We start from the raw sequence: 21,423 nt of genomic DNA, 5'->3' as shown, positions 1-21,423 counted from the left end.
GTAAAAATAAGCGCTTAATATTAAATTTGCATCAACAGTAATTTATTTTATCGGGCCTAAATATCGTAAACAAAACAAAAGGCCCCGAACGATGATCCGGGGCCTTTGCTGCTACGTTAACATTTTACCTGATAATGGTTACCGAACCCGAGCGTACACCCTGGCCGTGTGTCAGATCGATGATGTAGTAATAGGTATCCGCAGGTAAAAGCCTGCCGTTAAATGTGCCATCCCAGGCTATACCATACCCAACGGAATTAAACACCTGCTGCCCGCCGCGGTTGAATATTTTAACCGTACAGTTAGGGTACAGGTTAATATTGGCAAGCACCCAGGTATCATTATAACCATCACCATTTGGTGTAAATACATTTGGCAATACCATTGCAAACGATGCCCTTGTAACCACAATGGTATAGCGCTGCACAGTAGAACCATCTTCGGCGGTCACAACAACAAATATTTGGTTAGGGCCGTCGGACAGTAAAATATCGCCCGATGATGCACCGCTGGCAACCGGCACGCCATTCACCGTAATTTTGGCATTAGGCTGGCTTGATATGGCTACCACGTTTGTTTTGGCAATGCTGCTTTGTACCGTTGCGGCATATGAGTAGGTAGTGCGGTTAAACGACGGATTTAGCTCGCCCTTTGTTAAGAATAACGAGGACAGGCTGGCATCTGCTGACGGTGGCTCCGCCTCGCGGGTTACCACAATGGTATAGGTGTTTGGTGTGCCATCTGCAGCGGTTACTACCACGGTGATGGTGTTTTGCCCCACAACGAGGTCAACAAAGCCTGATGATGTGCCGTTGGTTACCGGTCTACCGTTTACGGTAACTGTAGCCGTACCGTCGCTAAGCGACGGCGTGATTTTTATCCGGTTGGTTGCAAACGGCACTGTTGAGGCATAATCTGTTGTGCCGGAGGCGAACGCAGGGGATAAAGTGCCCGCGCTTAGCTGCAGATCGCCCAGGTTGGCGTTATTGGAGAATGCCCTGCGGATGGTAACGATATAATTTTTAGTAGTACCATCCTGTGCGGTTACCACTATAGAAACATCATTATTACCCAGCGCTAACGTTACCGTGGCCGATTCTGTACCACTGGCAAGCGGCTGCCCGGCTACCTTGACAGTTGCATTGCCATCGCTCACGGTTGGTGTTACGGTTGCGGTTAGTGTTGTATTACTTACGTTAACTGAATATACAAGGGTTCCAGGCGAAAAGCCCGGGGTTAATGCCCCCGTGTTAGATATCAGGTTAGATAGGTCGGCATTTGCAGAGCGTTCCCTGGTAACTGTTACTACATATTGTTTTGTGGTGTTATTCTGCGCGGTAACAATGGTAGTAACCGTATTTGGGCCCAGCGCCAAAGGTATATTAGCTGACGCGGTTCCGCTGGCAACCGTTACGCCATTTATTTTTACGGAAGCCGTTGCATCGCTAACAGTTGGCGTAAACTTAATGCCGGTAACCGTATTCACTACTGATACCGTATAAGCTTGTGCTGTTGAAGCGAAGGCCGGCGATAAGGTACCCGCGTCTGGCGCAAGGCTTGTCAGATCCGCATTGGCCGATGCTTCTCGCGTGGCAATTATGGTGTAGGTTTTAACAGTACCATCCTGGGCTTTTACCACTACGGTTATTGTATTGGAGCCTACCGTAAGCGGTATGGTATTCGATGCTGTACCCGGCATAACCGCTGCACCGTTAACCGTAACGGTAGATGTAGCATCGCTGGTATTTGGCGTTACGGTAACACCGGTATTTACATTGCCAATGGTGGTTGTATAATTAAGACTACCCGGCACAAAAGCTGGGCTAAGCGATCCACCGCTAACGGTGATACCGGCAAGATCCGCATTTGACGAAGGCAACCTGGAGATAGTGACCGTGTAAGTTTTTGTATTGCCGGCTTGCCCTTTTACCGTAACCGGGATGGCGTTTGTGCCCACATTCAACGGAATATCCGGCGATGCCGCGCCGCTTGCTACCGTAATACCATTTACGGTGATGGTGGCTGTTGCATCACTTGTGGTTGGTGTTAATTTTATAGTGCTGATGGCATTATTTACCGTAGCGCCCGTATAAGAAACGGTGTTACTTGCAAACGCAGGGCTTAACGCGCCGGCGTTTGAGGTAAGGTTTGACAGATCTGCATTGGCAGATGCTGCGCGTGTAACCACCAGGGTATAGGTATTGGTTACACCATTTTGCGCGGTTACTATAGCGGTAATGGTATTTGTGCCAACCACCAGGTTTATCGGGGCCGATGATGTTCCACTGGCTACAGCTATGTTATTTACCTTAACGGTTGCTGTTACATCAGCCACCGTTGGTTTAACTGTAAGGCTTGTAGTAACGTTGCCAACCGCCGCCGTGTAATTATTGATACCAGATTGAAACGCCGGTGTTAAAGTGCCGGTGCTGATGGTGAGGGCGCTCAGGTCATTTTCTGAGGAAAGCGCACGGTTCACAATAACCGTGTAAGTTTTAACGGTTACACCATCCTGCGCGGTTACTACCGTTTTGATAAAATTGTTACCAACAGCCAAAACAACAGGTGCAGACGCAACACCGCTTGCAGTAGTCACACCGTCAACCGTTATGGTGGCGGTATTATCGGCCACTAAAGGTGTTAACCTCATGCTGGTAACATTATTGGTAACCAGCATAGTGTAATCAAATATGTTTGTACCGAACGATGGGCTGTAGGTGCCGCTGCTTACCCCAAGCGCTGTTAAAAACGCGTTGGAGGATGGTGCCCTGGTTATTGTTGTGGTATAAACCTGGGTAGATACGCCGTCCTGCGCGGTAACGGTAGTGGTAATAACATTAGGCCCAACAACCAATGCTAATGGCCCAGATGCTGCACCGCTCGCCACGGTTACGTTGTTCACTTTCACGGTTGCGTTAGGCTCGTTAACAGTTGGGGTTAAGGTTACAGAGGTTACCGCATTGGCAACCGCAGCGGTATAGCTTGTAGTTGCAGATGCAAAGCCCGGCGATAAGGTGCCCGCGCTCAATGCCATATTACTCAGGGTAGCATCCGGCGATGGCGCGCGTGTTACCGTTGTGGTATAGGTTTTTACAGTACCATCCTGCGCGGTTACGAGCGTGGTGATAACGTTAGGCCCAACTACCAGCGGGATGTTGGCCGATGGTGTTCCGCTTGCAACGGCAGCGCCGTTTATCTGCAGGGTAGCATTTGGTTCGCTTACGGTAGCGGTTACGGTTATACCCGTGGTAGCGTTGCTAACCGAAGCGCTGTAACCAATAGTTGTCGGTGCAAATACCGGGCTTAGGGTACCTGTACTTAGCGTCAAATCGGCAAGGTTGGCATTTGGCGATTTTGCCCTGTCAACGGTTAGGGTGTAAGATTTGGTTGTTCCGTCCTCTGCGGTTACTACGGTTGTGATCACATTAGGGCCAACCGCCAAAACTATATCTGTTGATGTGGTACCGCTTGCCACGGTCACTCCGTTCACCTGCACGGTAGCCGTTGCATCGGCAACGGTAGGTGTAAGTTTAATAGTTGTAATGGCATTGCTCACCGTAGCAGTATAGCTGATAGTGGCCGCCGCGAATACCGGGGTAAGCGTACCGGTGCTCAGCGTAAGGCTGGCCAAATTAGCATTAGGCGATTGCGCCCTGGTTACTGTAACCGTATAGGTTTTTGGTGTACCATCCGCAGCTGTTACTAAGGTGCTGATCACGTTAGGGCCAACAACCAAAGGAAGCGCAGCCGACACTGTACCACTTGCCATGGTTACGCCGTTTACCTTAACGGTAGCGCCGGCATCGGCCACGGTTGGTGTTAGCCTGATGGTGGTAATACCATTACCCACGCCGGCAGTGTAAGTTGTAGTTGTGGCAGCAAACACCGGGTTAAGCGTTCCCGTGCTTAGGGTTAAGTTGGCCAAATCGGCATTTGGCGATGCCGCACGCGTTACGGTAACCGTATAGGTTTTGGTGACACCACTTTCGGCGGTTACAACGGTAGTGATCGCATTCGGACCAACATTCAGCGGCATGGCAGCCGAAGCAGCACCACTAACAACGGTTACCCCGTTTACTTTTACTGTTGCCGAACTAACCTCCGTGGTTGGCGTTAACTGGATTGTATTTACCGCATTACTAACAGCCGCGGTATAAGTTATTGTACCAGGTGCAAAAACCGTGTTTAACGTACCCGTGCTCAGTGTAATATTGGCCAGATTGGCATTGGTAGAAAGCGCCCTGGTTACTGTTATGGTATAAGTTTTTTTAGTTGTACCATCCTCCGCAGTAATAATGGTAGTAATGATATTTGGCCCGCCGTTCAGGTTTATCGGGGCTGATGCCGTTCCGCTGGCAACGGTGGTACCGTTTACCGTAATAGTGGCATGAGATTCGGTGCTGGTTGGCGTTACGCTGATGCTGGTAGTGGCATTAGGTACCGATACGGTATAAGCAGGCGTAGCTTGTGCAAAGGCCGGGGTTAAAGTACCGGTATTTATAGCCAGCGTGGCCAGGTTTGCATCTGTAGAGGCAGCCGGGATGGCCCGGTTTACGGTAACGGTATGGTTCTTAATGGTACCATCCGCAGCTGTTACCTGCACGTTGATAACGTTATCGCCAACAACTAAAGGTATAAGGCCCGATGCAGAGCCACTACTTACAACCGCTGCATTCACCCTTATTACGGCTCCTGCATCGCTCCTGGTTGGCGTAAGGCTAATGCCGGTAGTGGTATTACCAACATGCACTATATAGTCTAAAACGGCGGATGCGAATGTTGGCGATAAAGTACCCGAGCTAACGGTTAGGTTAGCCAGATCGGCATTAGACGATTGCACCCTGGTTACGGTAACCGTATAAGTTTTGGTAGTGCTGCCATCCTGTGCGGCTACCACCGTGGTGATTACATTAGGCCCAACAACCAAAGGTAAGGCTGCTGATGGAGAGCCGCTGGCTACAGCCGAACCATTAACGGTAACTGTAGCATTAGGTTCGTTAACAATAGGCGTTAAAGTAACGCTGGTTACTGTATTTGGTACCGTAGCGGTATAGCTTGCGTTGCCCGATGTAAACACCGGCGAAATAGTTGCACCGTTTACGGTTAAATTACTCAAGGTGGCATCTGCCGAACCTGCCCGTACTACGTTAACTGTATAATTTTTTGGAGTGCCGTTTTCTGCGATAACCGTAACAGTCACTGCATTGGCACCTACTACCAATGGGATATCCTGAGATGCTGTACCGTTAGTAACAGCTACGCCATTTACTTGTAATGTCGCGTTAGCATCACTTAATGTTGGGGTGAACTTTATGGTAGTAACCGCGTTGCCAACCGAAACACCGTACGTACCGGTATTGCTTGCAAATGCAGGGCTTAGGGTACCCGCGCTTGGCACAAGGTTAGTCAGTAAGGCATCGGCTGATGGCGTGCGGTTAACCGTAACCAGGTAGTTTTTGATACTACCATCCGCTGCGGTAACTAATATGGTTATGGGGTTGCCACCCACTGTTAAAGGTATTGGCTGCGATGCCGTACCGCTGGCAACTACAGTACCATTAACCATTATAGATGCACCAACGTCGCTTTGTGTTGGTGTTACAGTTATACTGCTTAAACTGGTTACCGTAACCGTATAGTTAGGGTTCGCGGCAGTAAAAGCAGGCGATAAAGTACCGGCGCTCAGGGTTATACCTGATAGATCCGCATTGGATGATGCTGCCCTGGTTATATCAACTGTATACGTTTTAGTAGTTACACCATCCTGCGCGGTTACTACCGTAGTAATGGTATTTAGTCCCACATTCAAACTTATCGGTGCCGAGGCACTTCCGCTGGTCACAGCTGCGCCATTCACGGTTAAAGTAGCGGTAGCGTCGCTTACCGTTGGGGTTATGGTTGTAGTAGTGGTAGCATTACTAACCGTGGCGCTGTAAGACTGCATTCCCGGGGCGAATACAGGGCTTAGGATAGCAGAGCTTGATGTAAGGCTGGCGAGATCGGCATTAGCGGATTGCGCCCTGGTTGTATTAACCGTATAGCTGGTAACTGTAACGCCGTCCTGGGCAGTAGCGGTGGTAACGATAGCGTTAAGCCCTACGTTTAATGCGATGGATGCCGACGCGCTTCCGCTTGCAACCGCCACGCCATTCACCTTTATTGTAGCATTTGCATCTGTAGTGACTGGCGTAATGGTTGCACTGGTTACCCCGTTAGCTACCGAAACCGCGTAAGTTAATGTAGCCGGATCAAATACCGGGCTTATCGGCCCTGCACTTGTTGCCAGCGACGATAGCGTTGAAACCGCGGATGGGGCACGTGTAACCGTAAGTGTATAAGTTTTAATGGTCACACCATCTTCCGCTGTCAATTGTACGGTGATATTATTATCACCCACAACCAAAGGCAGCAATAGCGACGATGTACCTGTTGCTACGGTAGCGCCATTAACCTTTATCACCGAATTGGCAACCGCACTTGTTGGTGTTATTGTGATATCCGTAGTAGCGTTGCTTACCGCTGCGGTATAAACCGTAGTACCCGAAGCAAACACCGGAGATAAGGTACCGGCGCTTATGTTTAGTGCAGACAGATCTGCATTGGTTGATGCCGCTCTTGTTACGGTTGTGGTGTATGTTGTTGTGGTACCGTCTTCGGCAGTTACAAGCGTTGTGATAACATTTGCGCCCATGTTTAATGGGATGCTTGCAGATGGTGAACCGCTAACAACCGCTACGCCATTCACCTGTATAGATGCCGCCGCATCAGCAACTGTTGGCGTAATGGTAATGCCTGTTGTGGCAACACCCACTAAACTGGTGTAAGATAAAATAGCGGGGTCAAAAGCGGGTGATAAGGTACCGGTGCTTAAAGTTAAGGCCGACAGATTTGAGTTGGTTGATGCAACCCGTGTAATATTTACGGTATACGTTTGGGTAGTTAAACCATCGGCAGCGGTAACAGTAGTAGTAATAGCGTTGGAACCAGCTGCAAGCGGTATTGCACCGGATGCCGAACCGCTAATAACCGCAATACCGTTTACCTGTATAGTAGCACCAACATCAGATGCGGTTGGTGTTACAGTGATACTGGTAACCGCATTAGCCACCGAAGCGCTGTAAACCAGTACGCCGTTTGCAAAAGCAGGCGACAGAACACCCTGGCTTAAAGCCAGTGCCGAAAGATCGGCATTGGTGGATGCTGCCCTGGTAACTATAGCAGTATAACTTTTCACAGTAATGCCGTCCTGCGCGGTTACTGTTGTGGTAATAATATTTGCACCAACATTTAGCGGGATAGTTGCTGATGGTGAGCCACTGACAACCGCAACTCCATTTACTTTGATAGTGGCTGTGGCATCGGCAGTGGTTGGTGTTATGACGATCCCGGTTACCGTATTAGCTACGGCGACGGTATAATTTAAGGTAGCAGCATTAAACACTGGCGTTAAGGTGCCATCACTCAAACCCAGCGAAGCAAGGTCGGCATTTGAAGAGGCCGCACGTATTACCGTAATAGTGTAGGTTTTATTATTACCGTTCTCATCAGAAACTATGGTGGTAATGGTGTTATTGCCTACAGTTAGCGGGATGGCGGTTGATTGTGCGCCACTTGCTACTGCTGCGCCGTTTACCTGTATAGTAGCCAGGCCATTGGGACTGGTTGGCGTAATTGTAAAGGTGGATGTAGCGTTGCTTACCGCTGTTGTGTAGTTGGCGTTACCCGAAGTAAATACCGGGCTTAATGTCCCTGCACTTACGGTTAAACCCGATAGATCATTATTTGGTGGCGGTGCCGTTCTGGTTACGTTAAGGATATATGTTTTTTGAGTAACGCCATCAGTAGCGGTTACCACAATAGAAATAACATTTGCGCCAACCGTGAGTGGCACCGGTGTAGAAGCCGCACCGCTTACTACAGCTACGCCGTTTATTTTTATGTTAGCCGCCGCATCCATGGCCGTTGGCGTAATAATAATGCTCGATTTTGAAACACTGGCGCTATAGCTCATAGTGGCCGAAGCGAATACCGGCGATAAGGTTCCAAAATCGAGTGCGACGTTGGTTAAACGTGCCTCGTTAGTTATGGGTGCAATAGTTATTGACACCGTACTTACACTACTGCCACCAAGGTTGTAGGCACTAATTGTATAAACGCGCCTTGGAGTTACCGCTGTTGGCGTTCCGCTTATAATACCGGTTTTGTTATCAAATACAAGCCCGTCGGGTAAAAAGTTATGAGGGTAAATCCCATAACCAAGCGTTTCAATTTTACGCACAGCGTTGTTGCCATAATCTGCCACAAAAAGGTGTCCGTTTTGGTCTGCCGCTACACCCAGAGGGTAAGAGAAACTTGCCGCCATGCCGTTACCATTCAACAACCTATACTGTCCATCCCCGGCGAATATGGTTACATTCCCCGAAGGCGTAATTCTGCGTATTTTACTGTTTGCCGCATCGGCCACGTATATGGTACCAATGGGGTCAACAGCAACGGCAGCCGGCGAATTAAATGCTGCAGCGGTTCCTGCACCATCAAGTTCATCGGCAGCTCCCGAGCCGGCAAATGTTGTTACCTGCCCTGCCGGTGTTATTTTACGTATCACCTGGCCAACAAGATCGGCCACAAAAACATTCCCGTCGAAATCACTGGCAATGCCTATAGGTACTGTAAAAGTTGCCGACGCACCCGGACCATTTACCGACCCGGTTGCACCCGTTCCGGCGAGCGTTGTTACCTGCCCGTCCAGCGTTCTTTTACGGATCATCTTATTATCCTGGTCGGCTATATACAAATTTGATAATCCGTCTACGGCCACTCCTGCGGGGTTAGCAAACTCCGCATCGGCATCGGCACCGTTTATATAGCCGTAATTGCCGTTAACGCCTGTAACCGTACTAACTGTTCCTGCCGGCGATATTGTCCTGATCTTGTTGTTCCCTGCATCAGCTATGTAAACATTCCCCTGTGCATCCGAGCCCAGGCCTGTTACAATGCTTAAACCGGCCCCTCCACCCACGAATAGCGATACAGCACCCGCCGGCGTTATTTTGCGTATTTGCCGGCTCTCATCTGCCACATAAACATTACCGGCAACATCTGCGGTTATACCCCAGGGTTTAAAAAAACCCTGGGCTAACGTGGTTACTTCCCCATAACTAATGGCGGGTACCGCGCCGCCTGTATTGGTAGGCGCCAAACTTGGTATAACTACATTTACAGGGAAGACATTAGCAGCATTGTATGATATAATGGGGCCGGCAACGGCTACCTTTGCCCTCACTACTGATACCAGGTAATTAGCTATTGTTATACCGTCTTCGGCAGTCACCTTTATGGTGATAGTATTGTTGCCTGCGTTTAAAGGGAAGGTATTGGATACCGAACCGCTTGCCAGTGAAGCCCCGCTTACGGTTAACGATGCCTGCGTATTATTTAAAACAGGGGTAACGGTAGTGCTTGTTGCAGTGTTGGCAACATTAATAACGTAATTTTTGGCGGTCGATAAAAAAGCAGGGCTTAAACTCCCCACACTGGCTGTTAAACCATTAAGCGTAGCATCTGTAGATGGCAGCCTTACCGCAATGCTTATGGTTTTGCTGCTGCTTCCTGCACTATTATAGGCAAAAATGGTATAATTAGCTGCCGCGGTTTCTATTGTAGGCGTGCCGCTGATAATGCCCGTAGTTGGATCAAAAACCAGCCCTGCGGGCAAATCTTTATCAATAAAATAGCCTGTGGTAATTGCTTTCCGTATACAATTGGTGCCGTCATCTGCAACGTACATATTGCCGCTCGGGTCAAATGTGATACCTATTGGGAAACCAAAGTTAGCATTAGCGCCTATTCCATCTATTCTGTCGAAATAGCCGCCCGCTCCTGCGAAGGTAACTACATCACCATTGGGGCTAATTTTGCGTATAACACTGTTGTAAGAATCGGTTACAAACACGTTCCCGATAGCGTCTACAGCAACATCGCCGGGCATGTTAAACCTTGCTGATGATCCGTTGGCGTTGATATAACCCGCCGCACCATTACCGGCCAGGGTAGTAACTACACCGCCCGGCGTTACTTTACGAATGGCGCTGTTATTAAAATCGGCCACGTAAACGTTGCCTGCTGCGTCAACATCCAGCCCAAACGGATTTTTGAACTTTGCAGATGCAGCGGGGCCGTTCCCTAACCCGCTTGCGCCACTGCCCGCCCAAACCGTTACTACACCAGCACTTATCTTACGTATCTGGTTATTGCCAAAGTCGGCTACGTAAACATCCCCCGCAGCGTTAACTGCAACATCCTGTGGACTGCTGAAAGATGCCGTTAATGCGGGCCCGTTGCCGGAGCCGATAGTGCCGTTACCCGCAATAATGGTTACAACCCCTGCCGGTGTGGCTTTTTTTATGAGCTGGTTACCGGTATCAGCAATATAAATATTACCGTCGGCACCAACCGCTACACCACCGGGAGAAGATAGGCCCGTTGATATAAATGTGCTTACCAAACCAGCCGGCGTTACTTTGCGGATGGCGTTGTTGGCGTAATCGGCAACATAAATATTACCTGCCGCGTCGCTTGCTATAGCATAGGGTTCCTGGAAACGCGCTGCCAAACCCACATCGTTTACAAAGCCCGCAGTTCCGTTGCCGGCAAAAGTTGTAACATTGCTGTAGATAGTAGCAGGCACCGCACCGCCCGAATTTGCGGGCACCAGGTTTGTGATGGGTTTGCCAAGCACATAAACCTGCGGGGTAGTATATGAAATATTAGGAGCCTGCGCAAAACCTGTCGCAGCAATTATCAGTAGAAAACAAGAAAGTAAAAGTTTCTTCATATTATCAAATCTATCGGCGCGCCGCCAAATTATTACCGCCATTTAAACAACGCGCATACATTTTAACTGTGTAAATGCCTGTTTTGCCCGCACTATTTAGAAAATAGCCCAATAAATATCTCATTAAAATTTTGTGCAGATCGCCTGGGGCAGATAACAGGCCCCTGGGTGATAATTATACTGGCATAGAAAGAGAGTAGCCTCACGTACATCAGTAAAGAAATTTTAATAGTTATTAATTAGGGCAGTTAACTTAAAAATAATAATTTCTTTTTACTCGCTTAGCCCTTGCAATACAAGGCGGGGGTAATAAACTAATAATGAGAAATTTATACGGGAAAAATACAATTATTATTTCTATTATCAAAACTATAAGATATAAGTACCTTGTAAATGCTTCATTGTCAATATCATACTTTTAGCTGCAAGTATTTATCATTTTGTTAATAAAACTTAGCGCCATAAAGCGGAAATATGATTAATTAGTTTAATTATTCGCTTCCAACCAAAAAATATTTATTTCTGCACCCCCCTACAGCACAACTGGCGCTTTCTATTTACCAGCAATAAAAACCCATGCAAAAAGCCGCCCTGTTTTACGGGGCGGCTTTGTTTGTGCTCATCTTCAAATCAATTTATTATTCTCTAATGGTGCTGGTGAAATTGTATTCGTTCCAGTTTGCCATTTGCGTTAATGGCGTACTCCGCGTCGTGTGTGTCGGTGTTTACTTTTAATGCCGATGCAGGTTTGGGTTTAGCTTTACGGGGCATTAAGGGAATTATTATTAATGCTAATAATAAAACCACCCCTAAAAATTCAATTAACATGTTGGTTTTTAATTAATATTCAAATCATTTGTACTTGCGCATCCAAAAGAGTGCCGAAAATTCGTGCTGAAAACAAAAACCATGTTTAAACAATTTAAATGCGGATTTTTATTTTCGGGGCATTATTTTTCGCCATCAAACCCTTCCCAAAACGGAGTGGTTTCTTTTCAAACTGAACTATTTAACAAGCTATAGGTTTATTTTTTTAAGAATTGGTTAGCCTTGTTTTGCTGTTCAAATTACTATGCATACATACGATTTATTTTGCATTAAGTTTCATTTATTATTTAACCTGCAAATCTTAACTAACCTATGCTGAGCACATCGCGTATTGGCATCATGGCCCGGGGGGTGGTACATGGTATGAATAACTGATTGCCGTACTATTTAACTCAAGGAGCAGCAATACCAATAAGCTCTTTAAGAAATTCATTCTTTTCATAATAATACCTCCTGATTAGTTTAAGTTATATTCTATTAATCCGAAGGTATCATGACGGTGGGGGAACACAACCGGCTGTGCCGATTAATGGATGCTTTGTCCCGATGAATAAACGGCTAACAAGCTACCATACATCCATTTCGCGGATCTGGCTCTTGTATGCGGGCGGAAGGATGGCCCCTTTAAGTAATCCATGCAAACCCACCACCCTGCTAAGTTTGTAAAAACCAATAACAGGGCGCAGGTAAGACAGGCTGTCGACAGGCAACAGGCGCTTAGCTTCTTCGGGTACTATCAACAGCTGCACCTGTTTAAGCAACTGGTAACGCACTGTACCTAAGTGCTTTTTGTATTGTTTAAACAAGTCGATAGTAAAATCGCTTTTGATCAGATCAGCTTCGAGGTGTTCCTTACGGACGGTTAGCCAGTGCTGATAATTATACGGCATATCCTTTAAGCCCATGCGTAAGCCCATACGGTAGAAAACCTCGAACACCTCTTCTTTTTCCTCATCAGATAGTGGCCGCTCAAGCAGTTCAAATGACCGCACCGAATAATCTATCAGCATAAACATCACATCCCGGTACGCCCAGTCGGGGATCTGCGCGCCGCGGGCCTGCTCCACGCCATGGTGAATAGCATTTATTTTATCTATCGCCGCCAGCGCGCCATCGTATTCCGAAAAGATGATCATACGCCCGTAAGCTACCGTTGAGAACAACCTACTCAGTGGGTCTGCCGGGAGGCGACCGGTAAAGTACAGCCAGTCAACTGCCTTATTCAGAGCAAATTCCGCAGCAGAACCGGCGAATATAAACAAAATATTATCGGCCTTGCTCCATATCTCGCGGACTATAGAGCCTTCTGCCACAAAGTATTTCAGTTGGGTTTTATCCATTTTTTGTTGCTGATACCTGTTTTAAACCCGCCAGCCAGGTTTCTATCAATACTACCAATATCATGCCCAGCGTGTAAGCCAGCATATCTTCCCATCTGAAGGTGGTACCCAGTAAATTGCGGGCAATGGCCGAGTTTTCCCAACCTAATTTATAGATGAGATGATAATATTGGGTAATTTCCACAACGTACGCAAAAATAAGTACGCCGATGGCTGTTACCGATAAATTGCTTTTAATGAACGCTTTAATAGTGCAATAGATCAGTATCACGACCAAAAAATCGCCGCCATAAGGGCGTATGATGCTATCGTGTACAAAATCGGCTATCAGCACTTCTACATTAAACAGTAACACCGCCAGGGCGAAATAATACTTGTCAAACTTAAACTTCATAACCCGCTGCTGTTAAACTGTTGTAATTTTTTTATACCTATATAACTGATATACAATGGAATAATACCAATCACCCCGAAAGAACAATCTACCAAAGTCCAAAAGAGGGGGATACCGCGGATAGGGCCCATAATGAAGGCCAGCGGTAATATAGCCACGCAGGCGATCATCCCGAACTCGATCACCCAGATATTTTTTACAGGGTTACGCAGCGGGCCGATGAAGAGCACCGCCAGCATAATATGCGCGAAGGCCAGCCAATCGGTGCCGTAGCTAAGGAAGGGATAGACTTGGTTGCTTACCTTAACTCCTTGGTATACAGCATTTATCCAACTATGCAAATATTCGGGTGCGGCGCCGCTCAGGTTGGCCAGCAGGTGCAGTTCGGTCTCCAGGGGGAAGGCGGTTATGCCGCTGAGGAACAGCCCCGCTATTATTATTTTTATACAGGTTTTTACCCGCCGCATGGTATGGGCATAGTTTATGGTACGGGACAGTTTGATGGGGGTCCGTGTGGTTTCGATGTGGCTGCTGAAGTGGGTGCCGGCATCGCCAATTTGGGTGGTTTGGAGCGTTTTCATGATTTATTGTTGCTAAAATTTGCGTGTTTTTACTAAAATATTCAAAAAAAAGGGATGTTTTTAGTGCTTTTAGGGCTTTTTTTGGGGTTAATTTTTGCTTTTATTTTTTAAATATATCGGGCTCTTTTTTAAAATATCCAACGCGGTTAATTCTTCAATTTTCTGTTTTAGTTTTTGGGGCGAGGAGGCGTTCACATTCAACAAATAAAACTGCCCCTCGTTTTTGGCAGCGGCCCATCGCCAGGCAAACTGGTTTACGGTTTTTAATTTGCCGTTATCAAACCACCAGGCGGCGTAGAGCCTGTCGGTATTTTTGACGAGGGTGGCGGTGTACAATTCGTGCTTGCCAATGGTTTCTTTGCGGATGCTTTTGAAGGCATAGCCACTGCCCACCCAGCAGATCATCGGGTCGTGCTCGGGCGCATAAAAGGCTGTTGGTTTTAGGTAGATGAGCGCGTCGCTATTTTCAAATTTCAGGATGCCGCCATCCAGCTGCTTTTTTTGATAGCCCGCCAGTTGGATGGTATTGTTGGAGGTGACCAATGCATCCGCCTTTACTAAATGAGTCGCTACAAAGAGCATTACGGCCAACAGGGCGATGTGCAGAAATGGATAGCGGATCCCCTGTTTTTGCTCAGGCATAGGCTTCACAGCCGCGGTTTTTCCAAACCAGACCAGCAAGGGCTCGATACCCAGCAGCAGCGGGACCAATACATAAACAAACAAACACCCTATGCCTACGGCATCGTGCAAAAAAGTGCCCGGCATAATTTTAAACGCCACCAACAGCAGGATCCGGAAAAAATTGCAAACCACATTAAGCGCCAAGGTTACGGTACAAAGCAATAACAACCATTTAAAATTCAATATCTTACCTGTTTGTTTTTGATAATAGGCCAATACAAACAAGCCTATCAATACGGACATCACCAGCATATTTAAACCGGCGCAGGCCGGATCTACCGAGAACTCGTAATTGCCCAACAAGATCTGGTTACCGGCCGGGCTGGCGGGTATGCCTCCGGCGGTTAACACATCTGCCACCCGTTCGCTCAGCCAAAGCCTTACGGGGAATTCGCCCAGCCGGGTAAAGTGCCCAAACACCGGCGATATCAGTATTATTAAAAAAAACAGACTGTCACCAAGTCTGCCTATACTGTTTTCTATCAGCAATAAAACCACAAACAGCATCGCCGTAAAAAACAGGGTGTTTACGGGGAGCAGTATGGCCAAACCGGTAGTCATCAACGCCGGTAACAGGTAACGCAGGCTGTAGCGTGTTCTATCTGCCTGGCATATATAAGGTATCAGCAATAACCCCATCGCCAGATTGGCATTCCATATTAAATACCCGGGAACGAACCATAGCGCCAGGGCCAGGTACACCATGCCGATCAGGCCTGCCGGGGGTATTTTAATGGGTGTTTTTAGTGGGATGGTTAGCATTTTTGGTTTTGTTGTTTAAGTTCCCCTCTTGAGAGGGGTTAGGGGTGTGTTAGTGAGTTTGCATGGCGGAGAATACACCCTCGCTACCGCCCTTTCCTTCGCGCCCCCTCTCGAGAGGGGAATTTGAAAATCTGCCTTTGCTGCCTTTTCTTTTTTACCCTCTTTCCGCTTGCGGAGAGAGGGTACAGCGGAGCGCATCCGGGGTGAGTTCACTCGCCATGCGGAAAGCACACCCCTGCTACCGCTCTTTACCCGCGCTTGCCCTCTCGAGAGGGGAATTTGAAGCGTCTTGTCCTACACCTGCGTCACCGCTTTCTTTCGCTTGTAAATAAAGGTGGCTACTATCGTCCCCGCCAGGATCATCAGCATCCACTCTTGCGGCTCGGGTACGGCACCGGATGATTTCATGGAAGCATTTTTCAGGCTGTTCTTATTTTCATAGATGCCAAAGCGCTCGTAATCCTTTGCTGTCTCCAGTACGATCATGCTGGATACGGGCGATACGATGTAACCCTGCTCGGCCTCGGCAATGGTTTGGGGTTGCACGTAATCGTGCCTGAAGTAATCGGCACCCACCTTCTTCATAATATCGTTATAGGCAAAAAGACGCAGCAGGTGGTCGGGTGCTTCGGTAATTTTCTGCCCCGGCGCTTTTTGGATCATCAGCCCGGCGTTATCTATAACCACGGTGCTGTCGTTCTCCTGGTTGCGCACAAACCGGTGCTTGTTCAACATGGCGGCCAATTCTTCGGTTGTGCCGTCGGCGTAGCCAAATACCCGCAGCTCTTTTAGCGCCTTTAAATATGGACTAAGCTGACTGCCGATATTGTACAGGCGGATCTGCTTCGGCGTTTTCAAATAATTGGTAAGGTCGGTTGCAAAGGCACTGCCTTCCAAATCGCTCAGGTTGGGCGATGTATCGCCGCTCTTGGTTATCAGCAGGGCGCTTTCGGGTACCCTGATCTCGTTCAGTGGGAACAGGCTAAAATTCTGGCTGCTCAGCATTTCGTATAAACTGCCCAGGTTATCGTCGGTCACTTTTATCAACTTATCATAATACACATATACCGGCAAGCCTTGCAGCTTGGCGTAAACCACTTTAAATTCTTCCGCTGTCCAAGCACTGTTCACATCCAGGTAAACCGCCGTGGGTGTAAAACTTTCGTACTGTTGCTGGTAGCTGCTTACCTTATAAGCGGTATCGGCAAAAGCGAAAGCAGTGTTCGTCAGCGGCGGCGCATCACAGCTAATTTTCCAGCCAGGTTGGTAGGTCCTGTCGGCGGTGTAGGTATCGCCGGTTTGCTTAAATATGGCGGGGAGATCCAAATTTGTGGGCTTACTGCTAAAGCTCAGCTGCAGCGTTTCCAGGGCCGTTGTTGCAAAGGGGCCGTCGAACCATGCGTTCTCATAAACCAAGCGTTTGCCATCCAACCGCAGCGGGCTGGTGATCCCTATCCTGAATTTGCGGTTCTCTTCGGTACCGCAGGGGAAAACGCGTACATTGATGGTGTTACCTTCCTGCCAGTGTACAACAGATGGGTCGCGCTGCTCAACGCCTACCACGGTTTTGTAAGCCGAATCTGCCTTCGCCTTAGTGGTTAGTCTCGACTTCTCCTCCTTGCCGTTTATCCATAGCGATAACGAACTTACTGCTGTGCCCTCGGGTAAGTGAAAAGTGTAAATGGCCTCCTGGTTGCTCCATTTCGATTCCGAATTATTGCGGATAGTGAGCGTTTTTTCGGTGTAGGCCAGGCGGTACTGAGGGTATAGCTTTACATTGCTTATAACGCTAATCGTTTGCAGCTTATCGCCGCTCCAAAGCCTTTCCTGCGCCTGGTGGCGGCTGTTGTACATGGCTTTCAGGATATTGACACGCTCGGTTTCATCCAGGTTGGGTTTCTCAAAAAAGAGGGTAGCCAGTACTACCAGCGGGTCGTGCTGTTTACGTTCGTCGAATGATTGGCTCGGCATCCCCCCGAAAAAGAAATTCCCTGCCGACGAAACCTCGTGATACACCAGCCCGGCTTTGAGGATACGCTCGGCTACCGGCGATTTATCTATCTCCCTGCTCACGGCGATCCAGGCGGGCAGCTTACCTTCATTTAGTGTGTTTTGGTTGATGATGTGGTTTATGCGCCGGCTTTGCTGGTTCCAGCAAAACAAGAACACCCCGGCGGCGATCACCGGCAACACGAAGCCGGCTATAGCGGTATAAAGCACGGCCTTATCTTCCCTACCGGCCTTAATAATGATAACCGTGGTGATAATACCTAAACACAGCGGTATAAAGGTGTGCAGCGAAATGCCGATGGCGAGGATGCCGATAACGCTGAGCACATAAAGCGGCAGCAGGTAAAAGGCATAGTATGCGAAAAGCAGCAGCCCCGCCCCCAGTAAAAAAAAGGTGAAATATTTGGGGATGCCGCTAAGCAGCTGATAACGCATAGCCAGCAACAAGGCCACAGATGATACAACCACCCAGATACTTAGCCAGTCGGCACTATCATCAAACACATTCATTTCGCGATTGAGGGCGAAAGCGCTGATGAACCATAGCACCAGTAGCACCACCGTGTGCTCGGCTTTCCCCCGCGAATACCGCCAGCCATGCTTTTGAATAGTAACCACTAAAACCGCTACCAATACACCAAGCGATAATATATAATTGCCAATAAAGGCTCCAAAGGCCGCATTGGAGTGGCCGTAGATACCCGTTATTACGAATATGATAGCCGAGAGAACGATAAGCCCCAGCCCTGCTGTGGTAACCTTATCCTGCTGTAAATAAGCGCCGATATTTTTCATTTTTTATTTATTAAAAGTACTTTGTTTTTCAAAGTTATAGCTTAAAAAAAATTATCCCCGTTGCTGCCTTATTAAATTCTCGAGTTCCTGCAGGTGTTTTTTAAAGGCCTGCACACCCAATGCCGACGCGATGTAGCGGGTATTTGGCTTACGCCCCAAAAAAGATTTGTTTACGGTGATGTACTCCTCTTTTTCCAGTGCCTTAAGGTGCGATGCCAGGTTGCCGTCGGTAACATCCAGTAGTTCCTTCAGCGAATTAAAATCGTAGCTCTCGTTGGCTACCAGTACGCTCATTATCTGCAGGCGTATGCGGTTCTCAAAAGCTTTATCAAAATTAGTTAAGGTAACTTTCACCTGTCGTATTTAAAGTGCATAATAGTACCGTACAAAATGTGCAGTACACCAAAGCCAAAGGCCCAGAAAAACAGCCCGTATCCCGGGAAAACGGCTGCCAGCAGCCCCAGGCCAATATCAAACATTCCCAGCCATTTTACATCGCCAAAGGTATATTTACTTGCCGCAACTAAGGCCAGTCCGTAAAAAATTAATGTGCATGGTGCAATTACCTCGTAATGCCCGCGTAACAGCATTATACCGCAGAAGACGCCGCCGGTAACCAGTGGCAGTGCACCGTTCAATAACAGCGATTGGCTGGTTTGGTTCCAAACACTTTGCCCTTTTTTACCGGCTTTGCGCAACGTAAGCAATACCCCGGTAAGTACCGACAAGAAAAGCACCGCCATTGCAATTAAAATAAGGCGCTCTTCCAGCAGCCTGTAGTACCCGCGTACAATAAACGAATCATCGGTCACATACAGCAGTTTGTACGCCAGCCAAGCGCCAACAAGTGCGTATATACCGGCCATAACGCCAGATAAACCACTTAGCGAAATAAACTTGGTGCTCCTATCCATGATATTACGGATGGAACTAATTTCGGCGATCAGATCTTTATCTTCCATGTAAAGTACTTTGTTATTCAAAGTAATGGAATAGAATTGATATGTGCAAGAGTTGATGAATAATATTTTCAGAAATTAATTACCGACCACCTTTGTGGTTTTGCCGGTAATTGTTTATATTTAGGCAACTAAATCTTATGAACAATAATAAGTTAAAATTCCCTCACCCTATTTTGTATATTCTGTTGCTTGCAGCCTGCTTTAGCGCCTGCAAAAAGGAAAGCCTGGTTATTGTACGCAAAAATGATACGACCAAGACCGATACTATTAAACCGCCGGTTACGCCACCTGTAACTCCTCCAGGTACATCAAGTGTAATGGTGAGTACAGTCGCTGGCCAGCGTAACGAGCTTTTTGGGCAAATACACCCTACCGACCTGGCCTTTGATGCCACCAGCAATATCCTGTACATTTCCGATCCGTTCAGCAACACGCTTACCAAAATAAAAGCTGACGGCACTTTTGCCCATGTGGCGGGGAAATTTAGTATGTATACAGGTGGCTTTGCCGATGGCACAGGTTCTAACGCTAAATTCAATTATCAGTTTGGCATTGTTGCCGATGCCGCCGGCAATATTTTCATGGACGATTACAGCAATTACCGGATCCGGAAAATAACTCCGGCAGGAGTGGTTACTACACTGGCGGGAAACGGTACCGCAAAAATTACGGATGGCACGGGGGCCAATGCAAGTTTCTATTACTCCCGCTCTATTAACCTAGGTGCCGACGGTAACTTTTACCTGCTGGATGGCGATGAAAACGGTGCAGTGCTACGTAAGGTAACACCTGAAGGCATAGTTACCACGTTACCCGGTAGGTTTACCGGCAGTTCCGGATTTAACAGAATGTGCATAAGTCCGTCGGGTGATTTTTATCTTACCTGCCGGCAAGAACACACCATATATAAATATACCCTTGCCAAAGGGTTCGCGCTCTTTGCGGGCTCGGGTATAAAAGGTACTGCCGATGGTTCGGCCACTACCTCGTCATTTAGCTTTCCTACCGGCATAGTTGCCGATAAGGCCGGGAATCTGTATGTATCTGAACAGGGGTCGCAACTTATCCGCAAAATAACGCCGGCAGGGATGGTTACTACGCTGGCTGGCAATGGTAGCATAGGAAGCGATGATGGCGTGGGTACCAATGCAAGCTTTAATTTCCCCGAAGGTTTGGCTATCGACCCATCCAACAATATTTATGTTGGCGATGAAGAAAACAAAATGGTACGTAAAATAACGCCGGCTGGTGTAGTAACCACTATTTATGGTAAGCCAAATACCGGCAACAATATCCCGGCACTTTCAGCAACATTCAACCAGCCTACAGGCATAACGGCCGATGCCGCCGGTAACCTTTATGTGGCTGATGCGGGTAACAACCTCATCCGTAAAATAAGCACGGCGGGTGCGGTAAGTGTTTTTGCAGGCAGTGGCGCAATGGGCGATGCTGATGGCACTGCTACCGCGGCAGCATTTAATAACCCAACCGGCTTAACCTTTGACGCTACGGGCAATATGTATGTTGCCGATTATGGCAATAACGAACTGCGTAAAATAACAGCCGCAGGCATGGTAAGCAGCATGCCGCTTTTTGTAGCCGCCAACGGTGCCAGTGGGCCCGAGAACAACCCAAGCGGTGTGGCAGTAGGCCCCAACGGCGATATATTTTATACCAATAATGTTTGGGGTAAAATATGTGTAATACAAGGGCCGCTTATCAGTACGTTCGCTATAGGCACTTACACGGGCATGTCCTACGGTAAATTTTATATAAAACCTTATGGCGTTGCTGTAGATAAGGATGGCAACGTTTACGTGGCTGATACTTACAATCATCGTATTATGAAGGTAAACAAAGCCGGGCGGGACATTTTCGTAGCCGGGAACTCCAGTTTGGGTAATTACCCTCTGCCGGGGAATGCAGATGGCCTGGGGCTTAGCGCATCTTTTAACCACCCCAAAGGTGTGGCGGTAGATGCTGTGGGCAATATGTACGTGGCTGATACCGATAATAATTTAATACGGAAGATCACCCCTGCGGGGGCAGTAACTACCCTTGCAGGCCAGCTAACCGCCGGCGGCACTGATGGCAGCGGGGCTGTAGCAACATTTAACAACCCTACTGGTATATGGGCTAATGCCACGGGTACGGTACTTTATGTGGCAGATACAGGGAACGGCCTTATTCGCAAAATAACATTGAAATAACGTAGTCGACCCTTGATAAATTA

General features: G+C 47.8%; 10 protein-coding genes. 1 reads left to right on the top strand and 9 read right to left on the bottom strand.

Annotated elements, in window-relative coordinates; translation table 11 throughout:
* Window positions 1-124: 124 nt before the first annotated feature.
* From EPL05_RS21405 to EPL05_RS21370, 9 genes are all read right to left on the bottom strand, one after another.
* A complete protein-coding gene (locus tag EPL05_RS21405) occupies window positions 125-10,834 on the bottom strand; it encodes a cadherin-like beta sandwich domain-containing protein (protein ID WP_166727778.1) in 10,710 nt (3,569 codons plus the stop codon).
* A gap of 645 nt (window positions 10,835-11,479) precedes the next feature.
* On the bottom strand, window positions 11,480-11,605 hold the full coding sequence (locus EPL05_RS24530) for a hypothetical protein (RefSeq protein ID WP_262708209.1): 126 nt from the start codon (window positions 11,603-11,605) through the stop codon (window positions 11,480-11,482).
* 623 nt (window positions 11,606-12,228) lie between these two features.
* On the bottom strand, window positions 12,229-13,002 hold the full coding sequence (locus EPL05_RS21400) for an oxygenase MpaB family protein (protein ID WP_243837343.1): 774 nt from the start codon (window positions 13,000-13,002) through the stop codon (window positions 12,229-12,231).
* Window positions 12,995-13,396 carry a ribosomal maturation YjgA family protein gene (locus EPL05_RS21395; RefSeq protein ID WP_128536030.1) on the bottom strand — a complete coding sequence of 134 codons (402 nt, stop codon included), beginning with the start codon at window positions 13,394-13,396 and terminating at the stop codon, window positions 12,995-12,997. The genes EPL05_RS21400 and EPL05_RS21395 overlap by 8 nt, the downstream gene beginning before the upstream one ends.
* Complete coding sequence (locus tag EPL05_RS21390; protein ID WP_208394806.1) at window positions 13,393-13,977, bottom strand: hypothetical protein; 585 nt, start codon at window positions 13,975-13,977, stop codon at window positions 13,393-13,395. The genes EPL05_RS21395 and EPL05_RS21390 overlap by 4 nt, the downstream gene beginning before the upstream one ends.
* Window positions 13,978-14,064: 87 nt before the next feature.
* Entirely contained in the window at window positions 14,065-15,423 is a 1,359-nt protein-coding gene (gene xrtN, locus EPL05_RS21385) for an exosortase N (protein WP_128536029.1), read from the bottom strand.
* Window positions 15,424-15,717: 294 nt separating this feature from the next.
* Entirely contained in the window at window positions 15,718-18,228 is a 2,511-nt protein-coding gene (locus tag EPL05_RS21380) for an XrtN system VIT domain-containing protein (protein ID WP_128536028.1), read from the bottom strand.
* Between the two features lie 51 nt (window positions 18,229-18,279).
* Window positions 18,280-18,582, bottom strand: a complete 303-nt coding sequence (locus EPL05_RS21375) for a winged helix-turn-helix domain-containing protein (RefSeq protein WP_128536027.1) — start codon at window positions 18,580-18,582, stop codon at window positions 18,280-18,282.
* The gene (locus EPL05_RS21370) at window positions 18,579-19,190 is read right to left on the bottom strand and encodes a hypothetical protein (protein ID WP_128536026.1); all 612 of its coding nucleotides are present in this window, start codon (window positions 19,188-19,190) and stop codon (window positions 18,579-18,581) included. The genes EPL05_RS21375 and EPL05_RS21370 overlap by 4 nt, the downstream gene beginning before the upstream one ends.
* Window positions 19,191-19,327: 137 nt before the next feature.
* On the opposite strand from EPL05_RS21370, the gene EPL05_RS21365 reads away from it, so the two are divergent.
* The gene (locus EPL05_RS21365) at window positions 19,328-21,400 is read left to right on the top strand and encodes an NHL repeat-containing protein (protein WP_128536025.1); all 2,073 of its coding nucleotides are present in this window, start codon (window positions 19,328-19,330) and stop codon (window positions 21,398-21,400) included.
* Window positions 21,401-21,423 lie beyond the last annotated feature (23 nt).

Origin of the sequence: Mucilaginibacter gilvus, from assembly GCF_004054195.1 — a bacterium.
In the GTDB taxonomy this organism is placed as follows: Bacteria; Bacteroidota; Bacteroidia; order Sphingobacteriales; family Sphingobacteriaceae; genus Mucilaginibacter; species Mucilaginibacter gilvus.
This window is presented reverse-complemented; position numbering and strand designations above follow the sequence as displayed.

Bases quoted from the DNA above. Each gene is read 5' to 3' on its own strand.
- EPL05_RS21370 (WP_128536026.1), bottom strand. From the start codon at position 19,190: ATGGAAGATAAAGATCTGATCGCCGAAATTAGTTCCATCCGTAATATC.
- EPL05_RS21365 (WP_128536025.1), top strand. From the start codon at position 19,328: ATGAACAATAATAAGTTAAAATTCCCTCACCCTATTTTGTATATTCTG.
- EPL05_RS21390 (WP_208394806.1), bottom strand. From the start codon at position 13,977: ATGAAAACGCTCCAAACCACCCAAATTGGCGATGCCGGCACCCACTTC.
- EPL05_RS21395 (WP_128536030.1), bottom strand. From the start codon at position 13,396: ATGAAGTTTAAGTTTGACAAGTATTATTTCGCCCTGGCGGTGTTACTG.
- EPL05_RS21380 (WP_128536028.1), bottom strand. From the start codon at position 18,228: ATGAAAAATATCGGCGCTTATTTACAGCAGGATAAGGTTACCACAGCA.
- xrtN (WP_128536029.1), bottom strand. From the start codon at position 15,423: ATGCTAACCATCCCACTAAAAACACCCATTAAAATACCCCCGGCAGGC.
- EPL05_RS24530 (WP_262708209.1), bottom strand. From the start codon at position 11,605: ATGCCCCGTAAAGCTAAACCCAAACCTGCATCGGCATTAAAAGTAAAC.
- EPL05_RS21400 (WP_243837343.1), bottom strand. From the start codon at position 13,002: ATGGATAAAACCCAACTGAAATACTTTGTGGCAGAAGGCTCTATAGTC.
- EPL05_RS21405 (WP_166727778.1), bottom strand. From the start codon at position 10,834: ATGAAGAAACTTTTACTTTCTTGTTTTCTACTGATAATTGCTGCGACA.